The 17367-nt window shown below is 65.6% G+C and carries 12 protein-coding genes; 5 read left to right on the top strand and 7 right to left on the bottom strand.

The window, feature by feature from the left end:
- Positions 1-11 precede the first annotated feature (11 nt).
- Positions 12-2048 (top strand): 3-hydroxyacyl-CoA dehydrogenase NAD-binding domain-containing protein, encoded by a 2037-nt coding sequence (locus tag ADAD_RS0101400; RefSeq protein ID WP_010408462.1) that lies wholly within the window; start codon positions 12-14, stop codon positions 2046-2048.
- A gap of 69 nt (positions 2049-2117) precedes the next feature.
- Here the strand turns inward: ADAD_RS0101400 and ADAD_RS0101395 are convergent, their stop codons facing one another.
- The 3 genes from ADAD_RS0101395 to ADAD_RS0101385 form a co-directional block, all read right to left on the bottom strand.
- Positions 2118-3734, bottom strand: a complete 1617-nt coding sequence (locus ADAD_RS0101395; RefSeq protein WP_010408458.1) for a carboxylesterase/lipase family protein — start codon at positions 3732-3734, stop codon at positions 2118-2120.
- A 92-nt stretch (positions 3735-3826) separates the two neighbouring features.
- Positions 3827-6829: a TonB-dependent receptor domain-containing protein gene (locus tag ADAD_RS0101390; RefSeq protein ID WP_029139814.1), complete on the bottom strand. Its 3003-nt coding sequence runs from the start codon at positions 6827-6829 to the stop codon at positions 3827-3829.
- Positions 6830-6882: 53 nt separating this feature from the next.
- Positions 6883-8298 carry a carboxylesterase/lipase family protein gene (locus ADAD_RS0101385; RefSeq protein WP_237700708.1) on the bottom strand — a complete coding sequence of 472 codons (1416 nt, stop codon included), beginning with the start codon at positions 8296-8298 and terminating at the stop codon, positions 6883-6885.
- Positions 8299-8459: 161 nt separating this feature from the next.
- Here ADAD_RS0101385 and ADAD_RS0101380 point away from each other — a divergent pair, with 161 nt between their 5' ends.
- Entirely contained in the window at positions 8460-9311 is an 852-nt protein-coding gene (locus ADAD_RS0101380) for a TetR/AcrR family transcriptional regulator (RefSeq protein WP_010408450.1), read from the top strand.
- Here the strand turns inward: ADAD_RS0101380 and ADAD_RS0101375 are convergent.
- Positions 9308-9898, bottom strand: a complete 591-nt coding sequence (locus tag ADAD_RS0101375; protein WP_010408448.1) for a TetR/AcrR family transcriptional regulator — start codon at positions 9896-9898, stop codon at positions 9308-9310. The genes ADAD_RS0101380 and ADAD_RS0101375 overlap by 4 nt on opposite strands.
- 166 nt (positions 9899-10064) lie before the next feature.
- Here ADAD_RS0101375 and ADAD_RS0101370 point away from each other — a divergent pair, with 166 nt between their 5' ends.
- Positions 10065-11558, top strand: coding sequence for an MmgE/PrpD family protein (locus ADAD_RS0101370; protein ID WP_010408446.1), 1494 nt, complete (start codon positions 10065-10067; stop codon positions 11556-11558).
- Between the two features lie 64 nt (positions 11559-11622).
- On the opposite strand, the gene ADAD_RS0101365 is transcribed toward ADAD_RS0101370, so the two are convergent.
- Positions 11623-12801: an amidohydrolase family protein gene (locus tag ADAD_RS0101365; RefSeq protein ID WP_033193117.1), complete on the bottom strand. Its 1179-nt coding sequence runs from the start codon at positions 12799-12801 to the stop codon at positions 11623-11625.
- Positions 12802-13003: 202 nt separating this feature from the next.
- Here ADAD_RS0101365 and ADAD_RS0101360 point away from each other — a divergent pair, with 202 nt between their 5' ends.
- Together ADAD_RS0101360 and ADAD_RS0101355 are read left to right on the top strand one after the other, a co-directional pair.
- The gene (locus tag ADAD_RS0101360; RefSeq protein ID WP_010408436.1) at positions 13004-13852 is read left to right on the top strand and encodes an acyl-CoA thioesterase; all 849 of its coding nucleotides are present in this window, start codon (positions 13004-13006) and stop codon (positions 13850-13852) included.
- Between the two features lie 52 nt (positions 13853-13904).
- The gene (locus ADAD_RS0101355; protein ID WP_010408433.1) at positions 13905-14306 is read left to right on the top strand and encodes a VOC family protein; all 402 of its coding nucleotides are present in this window, start codon (positions 13905-13907) and stop codon (positions 14304-14306) included.
- A gap of 12 nt (positions 14307-14318) precedes the next feature.
- On the opposite strand, the gene ADAD_RS0101350 is transcribed toward ADAD_RS0101355, so the two are convergent.
- Entirely contained in the window at positions 14319-15740 is a 1422-nt protein-coding gene (locus tag ADAD_RS0101350; RefSeq protein ID WP_139020291.1) for a carboxylesterase/lipase family protein, read from the bottom strand.
- Positions 15737-17362 (bottom strand): carboxylesterase/lipase family protein, encoded by a 1626-nt coding sequence (locus ADAD_RS0101345; protein WP_010408427.1) that lies wholly within the window; start codon positions 17360-17362, stop codon positions 15737-15739. Before ADAD_RS0101345 ends, ADAD_RS0101350 begins: the two co-directional genes overlap by 4 nt.
- Positions 17363-17367 lie beyond the last annotated feature (5 nt).

Here is a 17367-nt window from a genome sequence, read left to right as displayed (position 1 = left end):
GTATCGAACCGATGACCTCACCCATTAGAACCGAACGCCACGACAATGTGCTGGTGATCATTTCCGACAATCCCCCCGTCAACGCACTGGGCCAGGCGGTCCGCGCCGGGCTGGTCGACGGCATCAGCGAAGCGCTGTCCGACGATAGCGTCGAGGCGGTGGTGATCCGCTGCGACGGGCGGACCTTCTTTGCAGGCGCCGACATCACCGAGTTCGGCAAGCCGCCGCAGGGGCCGAGCCTGCCCGAAGCGCTCGACAAGCTGGAAGAGAGCGACAAGCCGGTGGTGGCAGCGATCCACGGCACCGCGCTGGGCGGCGGCTGCGAAGTCGCGCTGGCGTGCCACTACCGCGTCGCGGTGCCGAGCGCGAAGATGGGCCTGCCCGAAGTTAAGCTGGGCCTGATCCCCGGCGCCGCTGGCACGCAGCGCCTGCCGCGTCTGGTCGGCGCCGAAGCCGCCCTGCCCCTCGTCGCGATCGGCAACCCGATTTCGGCCAAGAAGGCCAAGGAGATCGGCCTGCTGGATGAGCTGGTGGGCGAGGACAGTCTTGCCGCCGATGCTATCGCCTTCGCCAAGTCGAAGATCGGCCAGCCCGTCCCGCGCTCCAGCGAGGGCGACGCCAACCAGGACGGCATCAAGAACCCCGATATCTTCGACGAATTCCGCGCGAAAAACGGTCGCAAGATGCGCGGTTTCGATGCGCCCAACGCCGCCATCGAGGCGGTGAAGGCCGCAGGCGAGCTGTCTTACGCCGAAGGCGTGAAGAAGGAACGCGAGCTGTTCGGCAAGCTGATGACCGGCACCCAGTCCAAGGCAATGCGGCACTATTTCTTCGCCGAACGCGCCGCGAACAAGGTCGACGACATTCCCGCCGACACCCCGCTGATCGATATCAAGAAAGTCGGCATCATCGGCGCGGGCACGATGGGCGGCGGGATCGCGATGAACTTCCTGTCCGCTGGCATCCCGGTCACCATCCTCGAGATGAAGCAGGAAGCGCTCGACCGCGGCACCGCCACGATGCGCAAGAACTACGAAGCGACCGCGAAGAAAGGCCGCATGACCGCCGAGCAGGTCGAACAGGCAATGGGCCTTCTCACCCCCACGCTCGAATACAGCGACCTCGCCGATTGCGATCTCGTGATCGAGGCGGTGTACGAGAGCATGGACGTGAAGAAGGACGTCTTCGGCAAGCTCGACGAGGTGGTGAAGGACGGCGCGATCCTCGCCTCCAACACCAGCTATCTCGACATCAACGAGATCGCGACCGCGACCAAGCGCCCCGGCTACGTGCTGGGCCTGCACTTCTTCAGCCCCGCCAACGTGATGAAGCTGCTCGAAGTCGTTCGCGGCGAGAAAACGCGCGACGATGTGCTGGCGACCGCGATGAAGCTGTCGAAGAAGATCGGCAAGGTCGCGGCGGTTTCGGGCGTGTGCCCGGGCTTCATCGGCAACCGCATGCTCTCCAAGCGGCAGGAACAGGCGAACCAGCTGATCCTCGAAGGCGCGAACTACTGGGACGTCGACGATGTGCTGCTCGACTTCGGCTTCCCCATGGGGCCGTTCCAGATGGGCGACCTCGCCGGGATCGACATCGGCTGGCACCGCGACCCGAGCAAGGTGACGACCATTCGCGAGGCGCTGTGCGCGGTGGGCCGCTTCGGCCAGAAGGCGGGCAAGGGCTTCTACGACTACGACGAAGCGCGCCAGCGCACCCCGTCGGACGAGGTGAAGCAGATTATCGCCGACTTCGCGGAGAAGGAAGGCAACGAACAGCGCGACATCTCGAAGGACGAGATCCGCGAACGGCTGCTCTACCCGATGGTCAACGAAGGCGCGAAGATCCTCGATGAAGGCATGGCGCAGCGCGCCAGCGACATCGATGTGGTGTGGATCAACGGCTACGGCTGGCCGCTCTACACCGGCGGCCCGATGTTCTGGGCCGACACGATCGGCCTGGATACCGTGGTTGCGGGCCTCGAAAAGCACGGCCTGCCGGTGAGCGATTACCTGCGCAAGAAAGCCGAGGCGGGCGAGAGCTTCAACTAGGCTCTCCCTCGCCCGGACACGAAAAGGCCGGCGCCCCACGCGGGACGCCGGCCTTTTTTGTGTTCACGATCAGAGTTCGCTTGGCAGTTCGCGGATGTCCTTCTCGGGATCGTCGACCAGCTGCGGCTCGACGTTCAGTTCCATCACGTTGCGATTGGCGGGCGTGTAGGCCTTCCACTCGGGCAGCAGTTCGCTCGACGGGGTGCCGGTCTTGGCAAAGGCGATCCACGCATCGCTCATCATGTCGGCCATTGTCTGCGCGTCCTCGCCCGTGCCTACGAGGGCCGCGCTTTCCACGGCGTTGTCGAACATCAGCGGGATGTCGAGCGTGTGCGGCGTGCGCAGCATTCCGCCGCCTATGGGCGTCTCCCAGGTCAGGCGATAGACATAGACCGGCGCGCTCGCGGTCTTCGCCTGCTGGTCCGCCAGCAGATAGGTGCCGCGCACGAAACGGGTGCCCATCGCGATGGCGGCAAGGTGGGTGGGCGAATAGTCGGGGTAGCGCTTGCGATAGGCCGCGACGGCCGCAACCGCCTGTTCGCCCATCGCCCCGGTCATCGCATTGAGCGTGCCCTCGGTCAGCCGACCGAACCACGGCTGCGCAGCGACGAACAAAGTCATCTCGTCCTTGTTGTAGCCGATCAGCACCGGGATATCGCTAGACTGCTCGGGCGCTGCGGGCAGGAAGGGATCGCGCGGGATGATCGTGCCATCGGCAATCGGGCCGAACTGCGGTCCGCTGCCCATCGCGCCCGAAGGCGTGGCCTTGCGCACCGCCTCGACGATCTCGTCGCTGCGCACGTTGCGCAGGTCGTCGAGCGTTTCGACGCCCGCCGCCTTCAGAATCTTCGCCGCATAGTCCGCCGCCTCGGCAGGCTTGCCGCTGAACACGCCGGGACCCGACTGGATCACCGCCTTGTCGAACAACCCGTCCGCCGCAGGCATCGCCATCAGGTGGCTGACCTTCGATCCGCCGCCGGATTCGCCCATGATCGTGACATTCTCCGGATCGCCGCCGAAGGCCGCGATATTGTCGCGGACCCATTCAAGCGAGCGGACGAGGTCCAGATTGCCGACATTGCCCGAGGCGGCGAAATCCTCGCCGAACTTTTCCGCCAGGTTGAGATAGCCGAAGGCGTTGAGCCGGTGGTTGACGGTGACGACGACAACATCGCCCTTTTCGGCCAGATTGCGCCCGTTATAGGCAGGCCAGTTGCCCGATCCGTAGGCGTAGCCACCGCCGTGGAACCAGACCATCACCGGCCGCTTGCCACCATCGCCCGCCTCCGGGGTCCACACGTTGAGGAACAGGCAATCCTCATTGTCCATCTTCGCCTCGGTCGAGGTCGGGAAGATCGCCTGTATGCGGCGGGTCATTTCGGACTCGTTGGGCCCGCTCGCCGAATAGAGCTGCATGCACGGCGCGCCGTAGCCGGTGGCGTCGGCAATCCCTTCCCAGGCTTCGGGCTTGGCGGGTGGCTGGAAGCGAAGATCGCCCAGCGGCGGCGCGGCATAGCGCACGCCGAGGAAGGCATCGATGCCCCCCTGCTCCAGCCCCTGGACCGGTCCCGCTTCGGTTTCCACGACGGGGGTAGCGTCGGCAAGGGTCGGCTCCTGCGCGCTCGCCGCGCCGCCGATGGCCAGCGCGGCAAGCGAGACGAGGGGAGCGAATAAATGACGTTGCATGAAGGTCTCTCCGTTCGATGTGTCTGCGACACGAAGGGGCGGAAGCCCGTGCCAGACTCCCGCCCCCTCGCTGGTAGTTCAGCCGAAGCCGCTCAGAAGCGGACCTTCGTGCCGATCTTGAAGGTGCGTCCCTTGGCGGTACCGATGAACGGATCGTAGCTGTATTCCAGCCGCGCCTCGGGCGGATCGGTATCGAACACGTTCTCGACCCCCGCCTGCAGCTCCGCCGTGACGCCCGCGAGGCGCAGGTCTATCGTGGCGAAGATGTCGTGGACGAAGAAGTCGTCCACCTGGCGCCCGAAATTCGTGCCGCCGAATTCCGGGGTCGTCGCGCAGAACTGCTGACCGATACAACGGTTGTCGTCCACGCCGCCGATGAAGTTGCTCGACCAGGTCAGGCTGACAGGATCGATCTGGAAGTTGGCGTAACCGCTCGCCCGCCACTCCGAAACCGTGCCTGGGGCGCGATCGTAGTTGGAAAAGCCGGCGGCATCGTAGCCGGGGCTGAAGAGCAGGCCGTTGAAGGTGAAATCGCTGAACTTGTATTCCAGCGTGTAGGTCGCGTTGCCGCCCACGCTGACCCTCACCGGACCCAGATGGGTGCGGTAGTTGACGCTGAAGTCGAGCCCGCTCGTGGTCACATCCGGGCCGTTGACGGCCTGCGTGCGAATACGGCTGATATCGTTGCCGATCGTCGTGCCCTGCGTGCAGGTACCGCCCGCAAACACCACATACGCCACGAAGGGGCTGGAGCAATCCACCAGCTGCGTGCCGTCGAGCCCGCCCGGCGCCACGTTCTCCGCGATCGCCTGGACCGGCAGCACGGTGAAGCGCCCTTCGAATTCATAGGTCCAGTAATCGACGCTGAAGTTGAAGCCCCCGAATTCGACGATGGCCCCGATATTGTAGGTGAGGGCCGTTTCGGGCGCCAACGCCGGATTGCCGACGGTGTCGGTCGCCTTGTAGGCGCCGCCCAGCACGTCGATCCCGGCCACGGCGCTGACACCGGCAGTGCCCAGGTCGGCGGGCAGCGGACCGCGGAACGTGTCACCCACCGAACCGCGCAGGGCGAGGAAATCGGTCACCTGCCAGCGCGCGGACAGCTTCGGATTGAGGGTGGAACCGACCAGCCCGCCGTAATCCTCGTAACGGATCGCACCGGTCAGCTCGAAACCGTCGAACACTTGCATCTGGGCTTCGGCGAAGATGGCGTAGACATCCTGGGACAGGCGCGCGCGCGGATACTGGCCGAGGAAGGTGAACGCGCCCACCGGGAAGTTCGTGTCGTTCGGATCGTCGAGGCACGTCGTGTCGCCGTCGATGGCGCAAGGGTACGCGGCCGGATCGCTGAAGCGGTTGATCGGATCGGTCGCGAAGTCGGTCTTGCGGTATTGCGCACCGAAGGCATAGCCCAGCGTCCGCCCGAACAGACCTGCCTCGCCGGCGAAGACCGCATCGAAGATGTACTGTTCTTCGGTCGCTTCGGTCCCGCTGCGCCGGGTGATGTAGTTGATGACTTCCAGCGAGTTCTCGTTACCCGGAACATAGGCCGGGTTCGTCAGGCCCAGCGCCGGATTGCCGGGCGCGGAATTGATGAACGGGTTGAAATACAGGCAGCCATTGGCCCCCGGGGTGGTGCCCGTGCAGTTCTCCCCACCGAAGCCGTTCAGCGCGCGCTGAAGGCGATCGCTGACGATATCGTTGGAGAACGCCGTGCGCGAACTGTTGATGTACGTGCCCGAGGTTTGCAGCGTCAGGGCGTCCGACAGCTCGATGTCGAAGCTGCCCGAAACGCGCCAAGCATCGTTGATCGCCTGCCCCTGGCCTGCCCCGCGCGGGTCGAGCGGATTGCCGCCCAGCGCGAAGGGCCGGAACAGCACGATGGACGAGAGCACCGGGGTAAACAGGCGCGGCGGCGTACCCGGCGCGAAGGTCTGCTGCAGGTAAGCGGCGTAGCCGGGGTTGCTGGCCGGCACGGTGAAGGCGCTCGCGCTACCCGGGCCGTTGGGGCCCTGGGTGATGGGATAGCTAGGCGAATAGCCAAGTTCGAGCAGCTCCGTATGGGAATAGAGCGCCTCCGCCATGAAGCTGACCTTGTCCGAAAGATCGGCGGTGAACTGGCCATAGACCTGGTAGCGATCTTCCTCCTCGATCAGGTTCACGAAGGGGATGTAGCTGTAGCGGCAAACCGGCAGCGGTGAGGCGCCGGGGCGCGGGAACACGCCGCTGACGCCGCCCAGTGCCGTACAGGCACCAACCTGGTTGCCATCCACGCCCAGGCCGACAGTCGTGACGCCAGCGCCCGGAACGACGGCGAGCGGCGCGTAGAGGCCGGGGTTCGACAGGAAGGACCAGCCGGTCGGGTTTTCGGCATAGGGGACCTGCGTGAAATCGCGCGCGGTGGTCGGCAGTTCGGAACGATGCTGCCACCCTGCACCGATCATGAGGTTGGCGGTACCGATATCGAACCCGGCGAGCGCGCTGACGCGGTAATTGTCGTCCGACCCGTCGACGAATTCCCAGTCGCCGGCCACTTCGATCCCGTCGAAATTGCGCCGCGTCACGAAGTTGGCAACCCCCGCGATGGCGTCGGACCCGTAGGTCGATGCCGCGCCGTCCTTGAGCACTTCGATCCGGTCGAGCGCGAAAAGCGGGATCAGGTTGGTGTCCGCCGCGCCGTCGCCCGGTTCGGTCGCGAAACGGCGGCCGTTGAACAGCACCAGCGTGCGCTCGCGGCCAAGGCTGCGCAGGTTGATCGAACCCACGCCCTGGCTGCCGCCGGCGCCGTACTGGTTGGAATCGCCGAGCACAGGGCCGACGGACGGCAGGCTCTTGATGAATTCCAGCGGACTGTCGATGCCGCGCGCATCCAGCTCTGCCTGGCCGAAGACATCGACCGGCTGCGCCCCGTCTTCACGCTGGCCGCGAATGTAGGAGCCGGTGACGACGATGGTCGTATCCGGGTCGGACTCGATTTGCTCGGCGAGCACGGGGTCTCGCGGCTCTTCGGAGGCAGGCGCACTTTGCGCCATCGCCGCCGGGGCAAGGAATGCGGCGCATGCAGCGCCTGCAAGCAGTTGCGGTTTACCAATCATGTCTCTCTCCCTCATCGCCGATTTTCCGGCTTTTTATGGTCGTTGCTCTAAATCTAGGGGCTTGCGGCCTCCTCCTGTTCGGGGCCGTCCGGCAATCCGTCGGCCGGTGCCATTCGCAGCCCGCCTGTCTCGATCAGCGCGACATCGCCGCCCTCTCGATAGGGCTGCCATTCGAACCCTGCGCCGCATTCGAAACTGCGGGCCCCGGGCGCCATCTTCACGAAGGCGACCCAGCATTCGTTGACCGTGCTCGCCAGAGCGCGATCCGCCGCGTCGGCACGCTCGCCGCCCCAGCTCGATTGGTCGATCGAATCGAAGGTGAACATCAGTTCCGCCGAGTGGATCGGCCCCTTGGTCCACTCGCCCTCCCGGAAGGCGGGCGTGTGATCGAAGCGGTAGAGGAACGCCGGGGCGCCCTCGTCTCCGGCAAGACTTGCGAAAGTGCGTGCGCCGCGAAAGCCGCCCTCGCCCTGATTGGAGCCGACCAGCAGCGGCACGTCGATCTCTTCGCCTGCCCGCAGTGCCGCAATCGTGGAGGTCGGCTTGAAGCTGTCGTCCGGCGTGAAGAAGAAGCCGGCGCGCAGCGGCTCGGACGCAGCGAAGGTCTGCGCGGAGATGCCGCGCAGGTCGTCTGCCGTCGCGTCCGCCCCGATGCCGATGGTCTCCAGCGCCTCTATCGCCATGCCCTGCGCCTGTGCCCTGGGGCGATCGGGCAGCAGCAGGCTGCCGGACTGGACGATCGCCTTGTCGAACAGGCCCTTCGCGGACGGGATCGCAAGCAGGTTGGTGACGATGCCACCGCCTGCCGATTGTCCTGCAATGGTCACCTGTTCGGGATCGCCCCCGAAGGCGGCGATATTGTCGCGCACCCATTCGAGCACGGCGACACTGTCCTGCAGCGCGTAATTGCCCTTGGGTTCCTGCGGGTTTTGCGCATCGAGCGCGGGATGGACGAAGTTGGCCAATGCGCCGAGGCGGTAATTGACGCTGACCGTGACGACGCCCCGCTTCGCGTTGGCGGTGCCATCGTAGGAGCCGAGGCTGCCCGCCCCCAGGAAGAACGCGCCTCCATGAAACCAGACCAGCACCGGCGCGCCCTGCGCATTATCGGGCGCGGTGATCGTGAGATAGAGGCAATCTTCCGATTGCGCGCCGTTCACGCCGCCGAAATTGGCCACCATCGTGTCGGTATCGACCGGCTGCGTGCACGGGGCCTCGTGCGCGGTCGCGGCGCGGACGCCTTTCCACGGTTCGACCGGCTGCGGAGGGCGCCAGCGATTGTCGCCCACCGGCGGAGCGGCATAGGGAACGCCTCGAAAAACCAGTACGCCGTCTTCACGCGATCCCAGAAGTGTTCCGGCCTGCGTCTGAACCTCGACCCCGTCGATCGGATCGGGCATCTGCGCCATGCAAGGCTGGGCGATCAAACCCGCCGATGCGGCCATCAACGACAGAATAAGCTGCCTCATTCCTCTCTCCCAACCCCTCTGACCTGCTGTCATAGCGCACCGTTTACGATCTAACAACATAGACATTCGAATATCGGGTACGATTTCGAGACGGATTAATTACAGCGCCTCTCTTGGCAATGTGCTGGACAGGAACGGGCGCTTTTGAATAGCTTGGCGCGATGCAGCTGACCCGGGCAGAACTCTTCGACCATATCTGGTCCGAACCGATGGGCACCGTCGCGGCACGGTATGGCCTGACGGGCAATGGCCTCGCCAAGATCTGCGACCGGCTGGCGATTCCCCGTCCGTCCCGATCGCACTGGACGCGCAATCCGGCCAGCCGCACACCGCAGCCCGAGCTTCCGCCCGCCCCCCTTGGCCTGAGCGAAACCTTCGCGCTGGGGCGGCGCCAGGCCCGCCAGTCGCCCGGATCGCGCACGCGCATGTCGGCGGAGGAGAGGCGGCGGCACCTGATGGACACCGCCACCGCAATCGCGATTTCGGATGGCCTGTCTGCCGTGACCATGCGCGAAGTGGCGCGCCAGGCCGGCATCAGCGAAACGCAGGTCCACAATTGCTTCGGCGGCCGCACGGAACTGCTGCTGGCCCTCGCCCGCCGCGAGATCGCGACCCAGGAATCGCAGCGCCGCAGGCGGATCGCGCGTGGTACCAATCGGCAGACGCGCGTGATGCTTTCGACCATCGGCTATTTGCACGAGGCAGCACAGCGCGGCCCGCTGCTGCAGATGCTGCTCCGTACGCCCGAAGTGCGCGATGCCCTGAAGCCCGAACTTGCAGCGTTGAGAGATGCTGCTCGCGAACCGATCCTTCAGAGACTGGTCGACCAGGGAAGGATGGATCTGCAGAGCGCGCGCGCCTCGACCGCGGCGCTCACGGCAGTGGCGCTGAAGGCCGGGGGCATCGCGGCAAGCAGGCGCGCGCCCTTCCCGATGGTCGAGGAAATCTGCCTTGGCGTGGTAATGGCCGGAGCGTTCAGCGACGAAAGCGTCGCCGCAGGAAACGCAGACTAGCCAGCCCTCACCTTGAACGCATTCAGCGCGGCCGCGACAAGGCGGCGGCAGGTTGCGTGGGCAGTTGCCCGGTCGATCTGATCGAGACGCACGAGGGGCGCGAGCGATTCGGGGATGCCCGCAATCAGTTCCAGCAGGACGAATGCCTCGCGCGGCGCGAGGTCCAGTGCCTGGCAGGTTTCGCGCGCGATGCGCCGGAGCAGGCTGCGAAACCGCTGGCGGCTTGCCGGACCGAGCGGGCTGTCCTGATGCCGCTCTCGCAGGATCAGCTGCAGGATCGGGCCATTGTCGATCAGGTAATCGAGATAGGCATCGAACGCCTCCAGCGCGCGGTCGTGGAAGTCTGATGACCCCTCAGCCGGATCGGGAAGGACGGTCCGTTCCATCCGGTCCAGGTGCCGGTTGAACAATGCATCGATCATCGCCGGGATGCCGTCGAAATAGACGTAGAGGAGGCTTCGGCTGACACCGACCCTCTCGGCAATATCTCCGAGCGAGAGATTCAGCGTCCGGCCTTCCCGGATCAGCGCTTCCGCTGCTGCGAGCACTTCCTGCTCGCGATCTCCTTCTGCCGCCACGGCTTCCATCCTCCCGCTGTGCAGCCACCCCGGTGCATTGGCAAGGTGGTACGCCTGGGTCCGCACCCTTTTATAACTATTGGTTTGACTGTCAGGAGGCAGCCCGGCACCTTTCCACGCGAAAAGAAGGAGAGTGTGGGTGAGCAATGGGATTGGCAGGAGTTCTGGCGGAGGCATGACACGGCGCGGGCTTATCAAGGCGGGATCGGTCGCGAGCGCGCTGGCGGTCACGGCCCCCGCGCTGGCTGCAAGACAAGCTTCTCAGGGTCCGGAATCTGCGGCAGACGGAGCGGGCTGGCGCGAGATTACGCCTGCATTGACGGGCTATATTGCGGGCGCGTGCGACCACGGCATACCGGCGCAGATCAGGGAACGCGCGCGTCTCCACATTCTCGACACGCTGGCCTCCATCGTCGCGTGCCACTCGCTCGAGGCGTCGCAGCTGGGCCGCCGCTATGCGCAGGCCATGTCGCCGCAGGGCACCAGCCCGATCCTGGGTTCGCGGCAGACAGCCTCGCCGGTGGATGCGGTCTTCGCCTCGGGGATGACGGCGCACGCAGCCGAGATCAACGATTTCATCCCGTCGGCCTATGTCCAGCCCGGCCCTGCCATCGTTCCCACCGCCATCGAGACTGCGCGCCTGAACCAGCGCAGCGGGGCGGACCTCGTGGGCGCGGTGGTTGCAGGGTACGAAATCGCTGGCAGGCTCCCCAAGGCGATCGGCACGCGCAATCTCTACCTCGCCGGCCTCGCCAATCACGGCATTGCTCCCACTTTCGGAGCAGCGGCAGCGGCAGCGCCGTTGATGGACCTGACGACGGATGAGGTCGATCACATGCTGGCCTATTGCGCGCAGCAGGCCTCGGGATCGTGGCAGTGGCTGCTCGACGTGCGGCACGTGGAGAAGGCGTTCGTCTTCGGTGGCATGGGCGCGCGCAACGGAATGCAGGCGGCACGCATGGCGAAGATCGGCTTCACCGGCGTTCCGGCCAGCTTCGACAATGAGAATGGCTGGTTCCGCTGGCGCGCCTTCCAGGGCGAAGGGGCCAACCACGCCTCGCTCGTCGAAGGACTGAACGAAGAGTACGAACTCTCGCTGGCAGCGATGAAGCGCTACCCGGTGGGTGGCCCGACGCAGCCGGCCGTGCGCGCCCTGCTGGACCTGCGTAGAACCGTGTCGCCTCAAGAGGTGGCGAAGATCGTGGTCGCCATGCCGGGCGAGGCGGCCACTTTCGAACGGGCGAACATGCCCGCGCTCAACATCCCCTATCTGGCCGCGATCATCATGCTCGACGGAAGGCTCGACTTCGTCGACGCGCAATCGCTCGACCGGCAGGAGAACGACGCGGCTGCCCGCGACTTCGCGCGCAAGGTCACCGTGGTGCGGGACGAGGCGCAGGAAATGGGCGAAGGCGAGGACCGCACCGAAAGCGCGCGCGTCACGCTCACCCGCAAGGACGGCACGCAGGAAGAACGCTACGTGCCCTATGTGCCGGGCTATCCCACGCACCCGCTGGCGAAGGCCGAGGTGGAGGAAAAGGCGCACGAACTGATCGAGCCCGTACTCGGGGTTGCGGCGGCGAACCGCCTGATCGCGCTGTGCGACGATCTGGACGATGCGGGCAGTGTCGATCCGATCGTGGCGCTGATGCGTTTCGAAAACGCCTGACCTTAGAGGAAAAAAAGGGGGAGGCACCCAACGGATGCCTCCCCCAGTCTGCTCGAGAGGAGCGTTACTCGGCCGCTTCGGCCATTGCTTCGCTTTTGCGGTACATCATGTGATCGTAGTTGGTGCGGTAGAACATGTCCTTCACCTCCTCGTCGAAGCCTTCCAGCGAAGCCTCGAACTTGCCGTAGGGATCCTTGGTCCCTTCGGGGTGCGGATAATCGCTCGAGAAGAGGTACAGCTCCGGCGCGGAATCGCGGATCATGCGGCCCACATCCTCGTTCGGGAACGGCGTGAAGCGCACCGCCCGCCTGATGTATTCGGACGGCAGCTTGTCCATGTCTTTCAGGTACTGGTCGGTCTTGTTGAACGAATACCAGCCATGGTCGAGCATGCGCAGGAATTCGGGAACCCAGCCCGCCCCGCTTTCGATCACGCCGCCGCGCAGATCGGGAAAGCGCTGGAACACGCCATCATAGACCATCGCGGTGAGGAATTCCTGGGGGGCGAACCACAGGCACAGGAAGTCGGGGAACCGCAGGTTCTCGCCGCCACCGTGCAGGTCCGCCGCGCGCTCGCGCCCGTTGTTCTTGAACTTGGCGGGCTGCGTCTTCGTGCCCGGGCCGATATGCAGCATGAAGGGGATCTTGTTGTCCTCCAGATACTGCCAGAACGGATCGAGATCGGGGTGGCCGGGGCTCTTGTCGCCTGCCGGGCCCGCGCTGAACATCACCGCCTTCGCGCCCGCTTCGACGGCGCGCTTCGCCTCGGCCAGGCCGCGCTCGGGATCGTCCAGCGGAGTGAATGCCACGCAGTCCATGCGGCCGTCAGCATCGCAGAAATCCTGCTGCGCCTTGTTGAGCGCAGTCGCGGCGGCATAGCGCTGGTCATCGCTTTCCGCCTTGGTGATCGCCCCCAGACCGAAGGTCGGGAACACCAGCTGCCGCTCGAAGCCCAGCCAGTCGAGCGCCTCGACCCGCTCGTCCTTGTCGAACCCGCCGTAGCCCAGCCAGCCCTTGGCCCCCTCGATGGGGTTTTCCAGCGCCTTGGCGCGCGCTTCGGGATCGCTCTTACGCGCCTTCGCGGCATCGATCATCTTCACGATCCGGTCGCCGCCGTCGCGCTTGGAATATACCTGCGAATACATCTCCTTGTACTCGCCCTCCAGATAGGGGGCGAGCCAGTCCTGCGTTTCCATCGTGTGCGAATCGGCGTCGTTGACGATCCGGCCCTTCGTATAAGTCATCGGCATCTCCTGAATTATCGCCCTGCTTTATCTCACGCTATTGGTTAGGGTGTCAATACGAAACAAATCCGCATTTTCTCGCGGAAATTGCGATGCAATCCACACCGGAGAGCTTGTCAGGCTCGCTCACGCTGAATATCGGGTATGGAAACGGGGGAGAGAGAACATCGTCCAGCTACCGGAAATTCTCGCGGTCGAAGCGATGGGGGAGCATGTTTTCGAAGGCCCCGCCGGCCCGGCGATGGGCCCGCGCCTGTTCGGCGGACAGGCCATCGCGCAGGCGCTGATGGCAGGCTGCGCGGCGGAAGACGGCGGCCGCCTGCCCAATTCGCTGCATGCGCATTTCCTGAAAGCCGGGGCCAGTACGGATCGGGTGCGCTACACCGTGACGACGCTTTCCGAAGGCCGCAGCTTCGCGGTCCGCCGGATCGACGGCATGCAGGGCGACACGCTGATCTTCTCGATGACGGCATCCTTCCATATCGAGGAAGCAGGCCACGAGCATGCGACCCCATCCCCGTTCGATCTGGACATTGATGCGGCGCTATCGGCGCTGGAAGACTGGCGATCGAAAAGTGCGCGGGCGAACGACGCCCCGCTTGTCGATCGCCTGCAGAAGCGCCCGATAGAAATCGTGCCGCTGGAACCCGATTCGCTGTTCGGCGCGGGGGCCAGCAAGCCGCAGACCGCGGTCTGGATGCGGATGCGCGAGCCGTCGGGTGCGGACCCGCTGATGCAGCGCGCGCTGCTCGCCTACGCATCCGACATGATGTTCCTGCGCAATGCCCTGCTTCCGCATGGCGTCCGGCCGGGGAGCAGCCAGGTGCAGGCCGCATCGCTGGACCACGCCATCTGGTTTCACGAAACGCCCGATTTCGATGCCTGGCATCTCTACGCTACCGAGAGCCCCTGGGCGGGCCATGCCCGCGGCCTCAATCGCGGCCACTTCTACGATCTGCAGGGCCGGATGGTCGCCAGCGTCGCACAGGAGAGCCTGATGCGTCCCCGAGGCGAGGCGCGGGACAGACTGTTGCAGGACAAGGCTTCGTGACGGCCCGCATACATCACAGCGCGAGCCGTCCGGCCGCCCGAAAGGACATAGCATGAACGAGACGACCCCAGCCCTGTTCACCTTCGTCAAACTGACCGTCGCGGATATCGACGCGGCCACCACCTTCTTCGAAAAAGGCTTCGGCCTGACCCATGCCGATACGGTCGACACGCCGACTTTCCGCGAACACATGATGACCGGCAGCAAGGGATCGACGACGATCGTGCTGTTCCACTGGAAGGACGGCCGCACGATCGAGACCGGAAATGGCTACGGCCCGGTGGGCATGATCTCGCGCGATCTCGACGCCGATCTTGCCCGCGCGCTGGTGGCGGGGGCGAAGCAGAATGGCGAGACCGTGCAATTCGGACCGGCGCGGATCGCCTTCGTGCACACGCCCGAAGGGCACGAAATCGAAATCATGCAGATGGGCGAAAGAAGCGCCGCAGCCTAGCGGCGCCCCGCCCTAGTCTTCGTCCCGCCAGGTGCGCCCCGGCTCCGCCCCGTTCGGCGGAGAGCGTAGCGTTTCGGCAGCCACCATGCGCGGTTCTGCCGCAAGCCATGCGACCGCGTGGTCGTTCGCCTCGCTGCGGGCGGGCCATGTAAAATCGCCGCCGCAATCGAGGGTCGTGGCGCCGGTGTCAGCTTTTACAAAAGCGACCCAGCATGAATGCACCAGCGATGCCACGCGCTGGTCCTCACCGGTCGGGCCCTGCGGCAGCAGCTGATAGGTGCCCAGCGTATCGAACACGAAGGGCAGCTCGCCCGCATGGGGCGCACCGTTGGGATCGCGCTCTCGCAGGGCTTCGGGAACGTAGTCGAAGAAATACTGGAACACCGGCGCGCCATCTTCTGCCAGATCGGCGACGCGCTGCGTGCCGACCAGCCGCCCTTCGTCCGAATTGGTGCCGAGCATCAGCAGGACATCATTCTCCTGCCCCGCCTCGAAGGTCTCCATGATGGAGGCCGGCTTCACGACCCCATCGATGATGGTGCGCAGGCCGAAAGCCGCAGCGCGGTCGGACAGGAAACGTTCCGCGGGCAGCGCGCGCAGCTGCTGCGCCGTCGCGTTCGGCAGGCCAAGCGCCCTGGCCGAAGCCTCGCCCCGCGCTTCGGCTTTCGCCAGCGGGGTGCCCGGCGTCGGGAGCGATCCGGTCGACTGGAAGATCGCCTTCTCGAACAGACCCTCCGCCAGCGGAGACGTCACCAGATTGGCGGTCATCGTCGCCCCCGCACTTTCGCCGAACAGCGTGACGTTGTCGGGATCGCCGCCGAACCGCGCCGCATTGTCCTTCACCCAGCGTAGCGCCGCGATGGCGTCCATCAGCGCATAGTTGGCGTTCGGTCCGCCGGATTTCTCCGCAGTGAGCGCGGGGTGCGCCCAGCCGCCCAATCCGCCGAGCCGGTAATTGATGCTCACCAGCATCACGCCGTCGCGCGCAAAGGCATCGCCGTGATAGGTCGGCAGGCTGCCCGCGCCGACAACGCCGCCGCCGCCGAACAGCCAGACCATCACCGGCGCATTGGTCGCACCTTGCGGAGCCCAGATGTTGAGCGTCAGGCAGTCTTCGGAAACCGGCCCGGCATAGCCGCCGAAATTGGGCGAGCCATCCTCGTTCACTGGCTGAAGACAGGCGGGGCCGAAGCTGTCCGCCGCCCTCACACCATCCCAACGGGTCGGCTCCGGCGCGCGCCAGCGCAGCTCGCCAACCGGAGGCTGAGCGTAGGGCACGCCCCTGAAGACGATCGCATTGCCTTCCGGCGAACCCTGCAAGGTCCCGGAGGTGGTTTCGACGAGGCCCGAAGAGCCGGGCGCAGGCATGCTCGCGCAAGCGGAGAGCGCAAGCGCCCCGGCGAGTGCGAGCCCCCCTCCCTTGCGCAGGCTCACAATCCGCGGCCCTCGGGCAGCAGGCGTTGCAGCAGTGCGCGCTCCGCCCCGTCGGGATCGTTCACCACCTGCGGATCGATATCGAAGATCATCGTCGCGCGGCTCTGCGGATCATAGGTCGGCCATTGCGGCAGCGCGGGCGTGTTCGGGTTGCCGCTGCGCGCAAAGGCGATCCAGGCATCGGCCATCAGGTCGGCCATGCGCTGCGTCTCCGCCGTCTCGGGCCCGGTAAAGCTGGTCGAGCGGGCCACATTGTCGAACACGAACGCGATATCGAGCGCGTGCGGCGTTTCCAGCCGACCGCCCTCCACAGGAGTCTTCCAGTCGAGCCGGTACATGTAGACCGGCGCACTCTGCGCGCTCTTGCGTTCGGCCTGCAGCAGCGCGGTGCCGCGATAATTGCGAAAGGTCGCCACCTGGAAGAACACGTCGCTGGCGTCGTAGTCCGGATGCGCCGCGCGCATGCCCGCGATCACTTCTGCCACATCGGCATCGCCCGTGAACGCCTTCAGCTTCGCGGGCAGCTGATCCCATGTCAGCGAAAAGTTCTCCGGGCTCCCCAGCCCGCCCTGCAGCCGCATCTCGTTGTTGTTGGTCCCCACCAGCAAAGGGATGTCGGCGGAAACCGGGTTGGCGTCGGGCGTGTAGGGCTGGCGCGTGATCGACCGGCCATCGACGACCGGGCGATAGAAGGCGCCCCTCGTGCGCGATTTCATCATCGCGGTGACGAAATCGTCGATCGGCATTGCGGCTAGCTCTTCCACGCTGGAGACGCCTGCGGTTTCCAACAGGTTCTTCGCCAGCGGGGTGGCCACACGTGGGGTGAAGCCTGCGAGCGACATGGAGCCCGACTGCGCGATGGCGCGGTCGAACAGGCCGCGCGCATCCTCCATCGCCATTAGCGTGGAGACCTTAGCCGCGCCGCCGGATTCGCCGAAGATGGTCACGTTGTCGGGATCGCCGCCGATTTCTTCCGCATGGTCGCGCACCCATTCGAGCGCCTTGACGATATCGAGACTGCCCAGGTTGCCGCTGTCGGCATATTTCGGATCGTCGGTCAGGTCGGCGAGGTAGGAATAACCGAGCGCGTTGAGTCGGTGGTTGAGCGTGACGACCACCACATCGCCGCGTTCCGCCAGCCGCGAACCGTCATACCCGTTGCTCGATCCCGAGCCGGTCACATAGCCGCCGCCGTGCAGCCAGACCATGATCGGGCGCTTCTTCCCGTCGCCAAGGCCACGCGTCCAGACGTTGAGGAACAGGCAATCCTCGCTGGTGCCGACCGTGTTGGCCCAGGATTCGAAGACCGGCACCTCACCCATGGGCCGCTGCGGACATTCGCTGCCGAATTCGGTCGCGGGGCGCGTTTCGGTCCAGCTTTGGGGATCGGCTGCCAGCTGGAACCGGCGGCCTTCGGTCGAGGCGGCATAGCGCACGCCGCGGAAGACGTTGACCGAGTTCGATTCGCCTTCGCGTGTCCCGGACACGGGGCCGTAGCGGGTGTCGAGGACCGGAGCGCCATCGGCCTGCGCCAGCGGCGCCTGCGCCCCGGGTGTCGTGCAAGCGGTCAGCCCCAGCGCGGCGGCTGTGGCCAGACCGGCCCAGAATGTGCGGATGGTCATTTTCC

This window comes from Citromicrobium sp. JLT1363 (genome assembly GCF_000186705.1).
Taxonomy (GTDB): domain Bacteria; phylum Pseudomonadota; class Alphaproteobacteria; order Sphingomonadales; family Sphingomonadaceae; genus Alteriqipengyuania.
The sequence above is the reverse complement of the archived record's forward strand: the minus strand, read 5'-3'. Positions and strand labels throughout refer to the sequence as shown.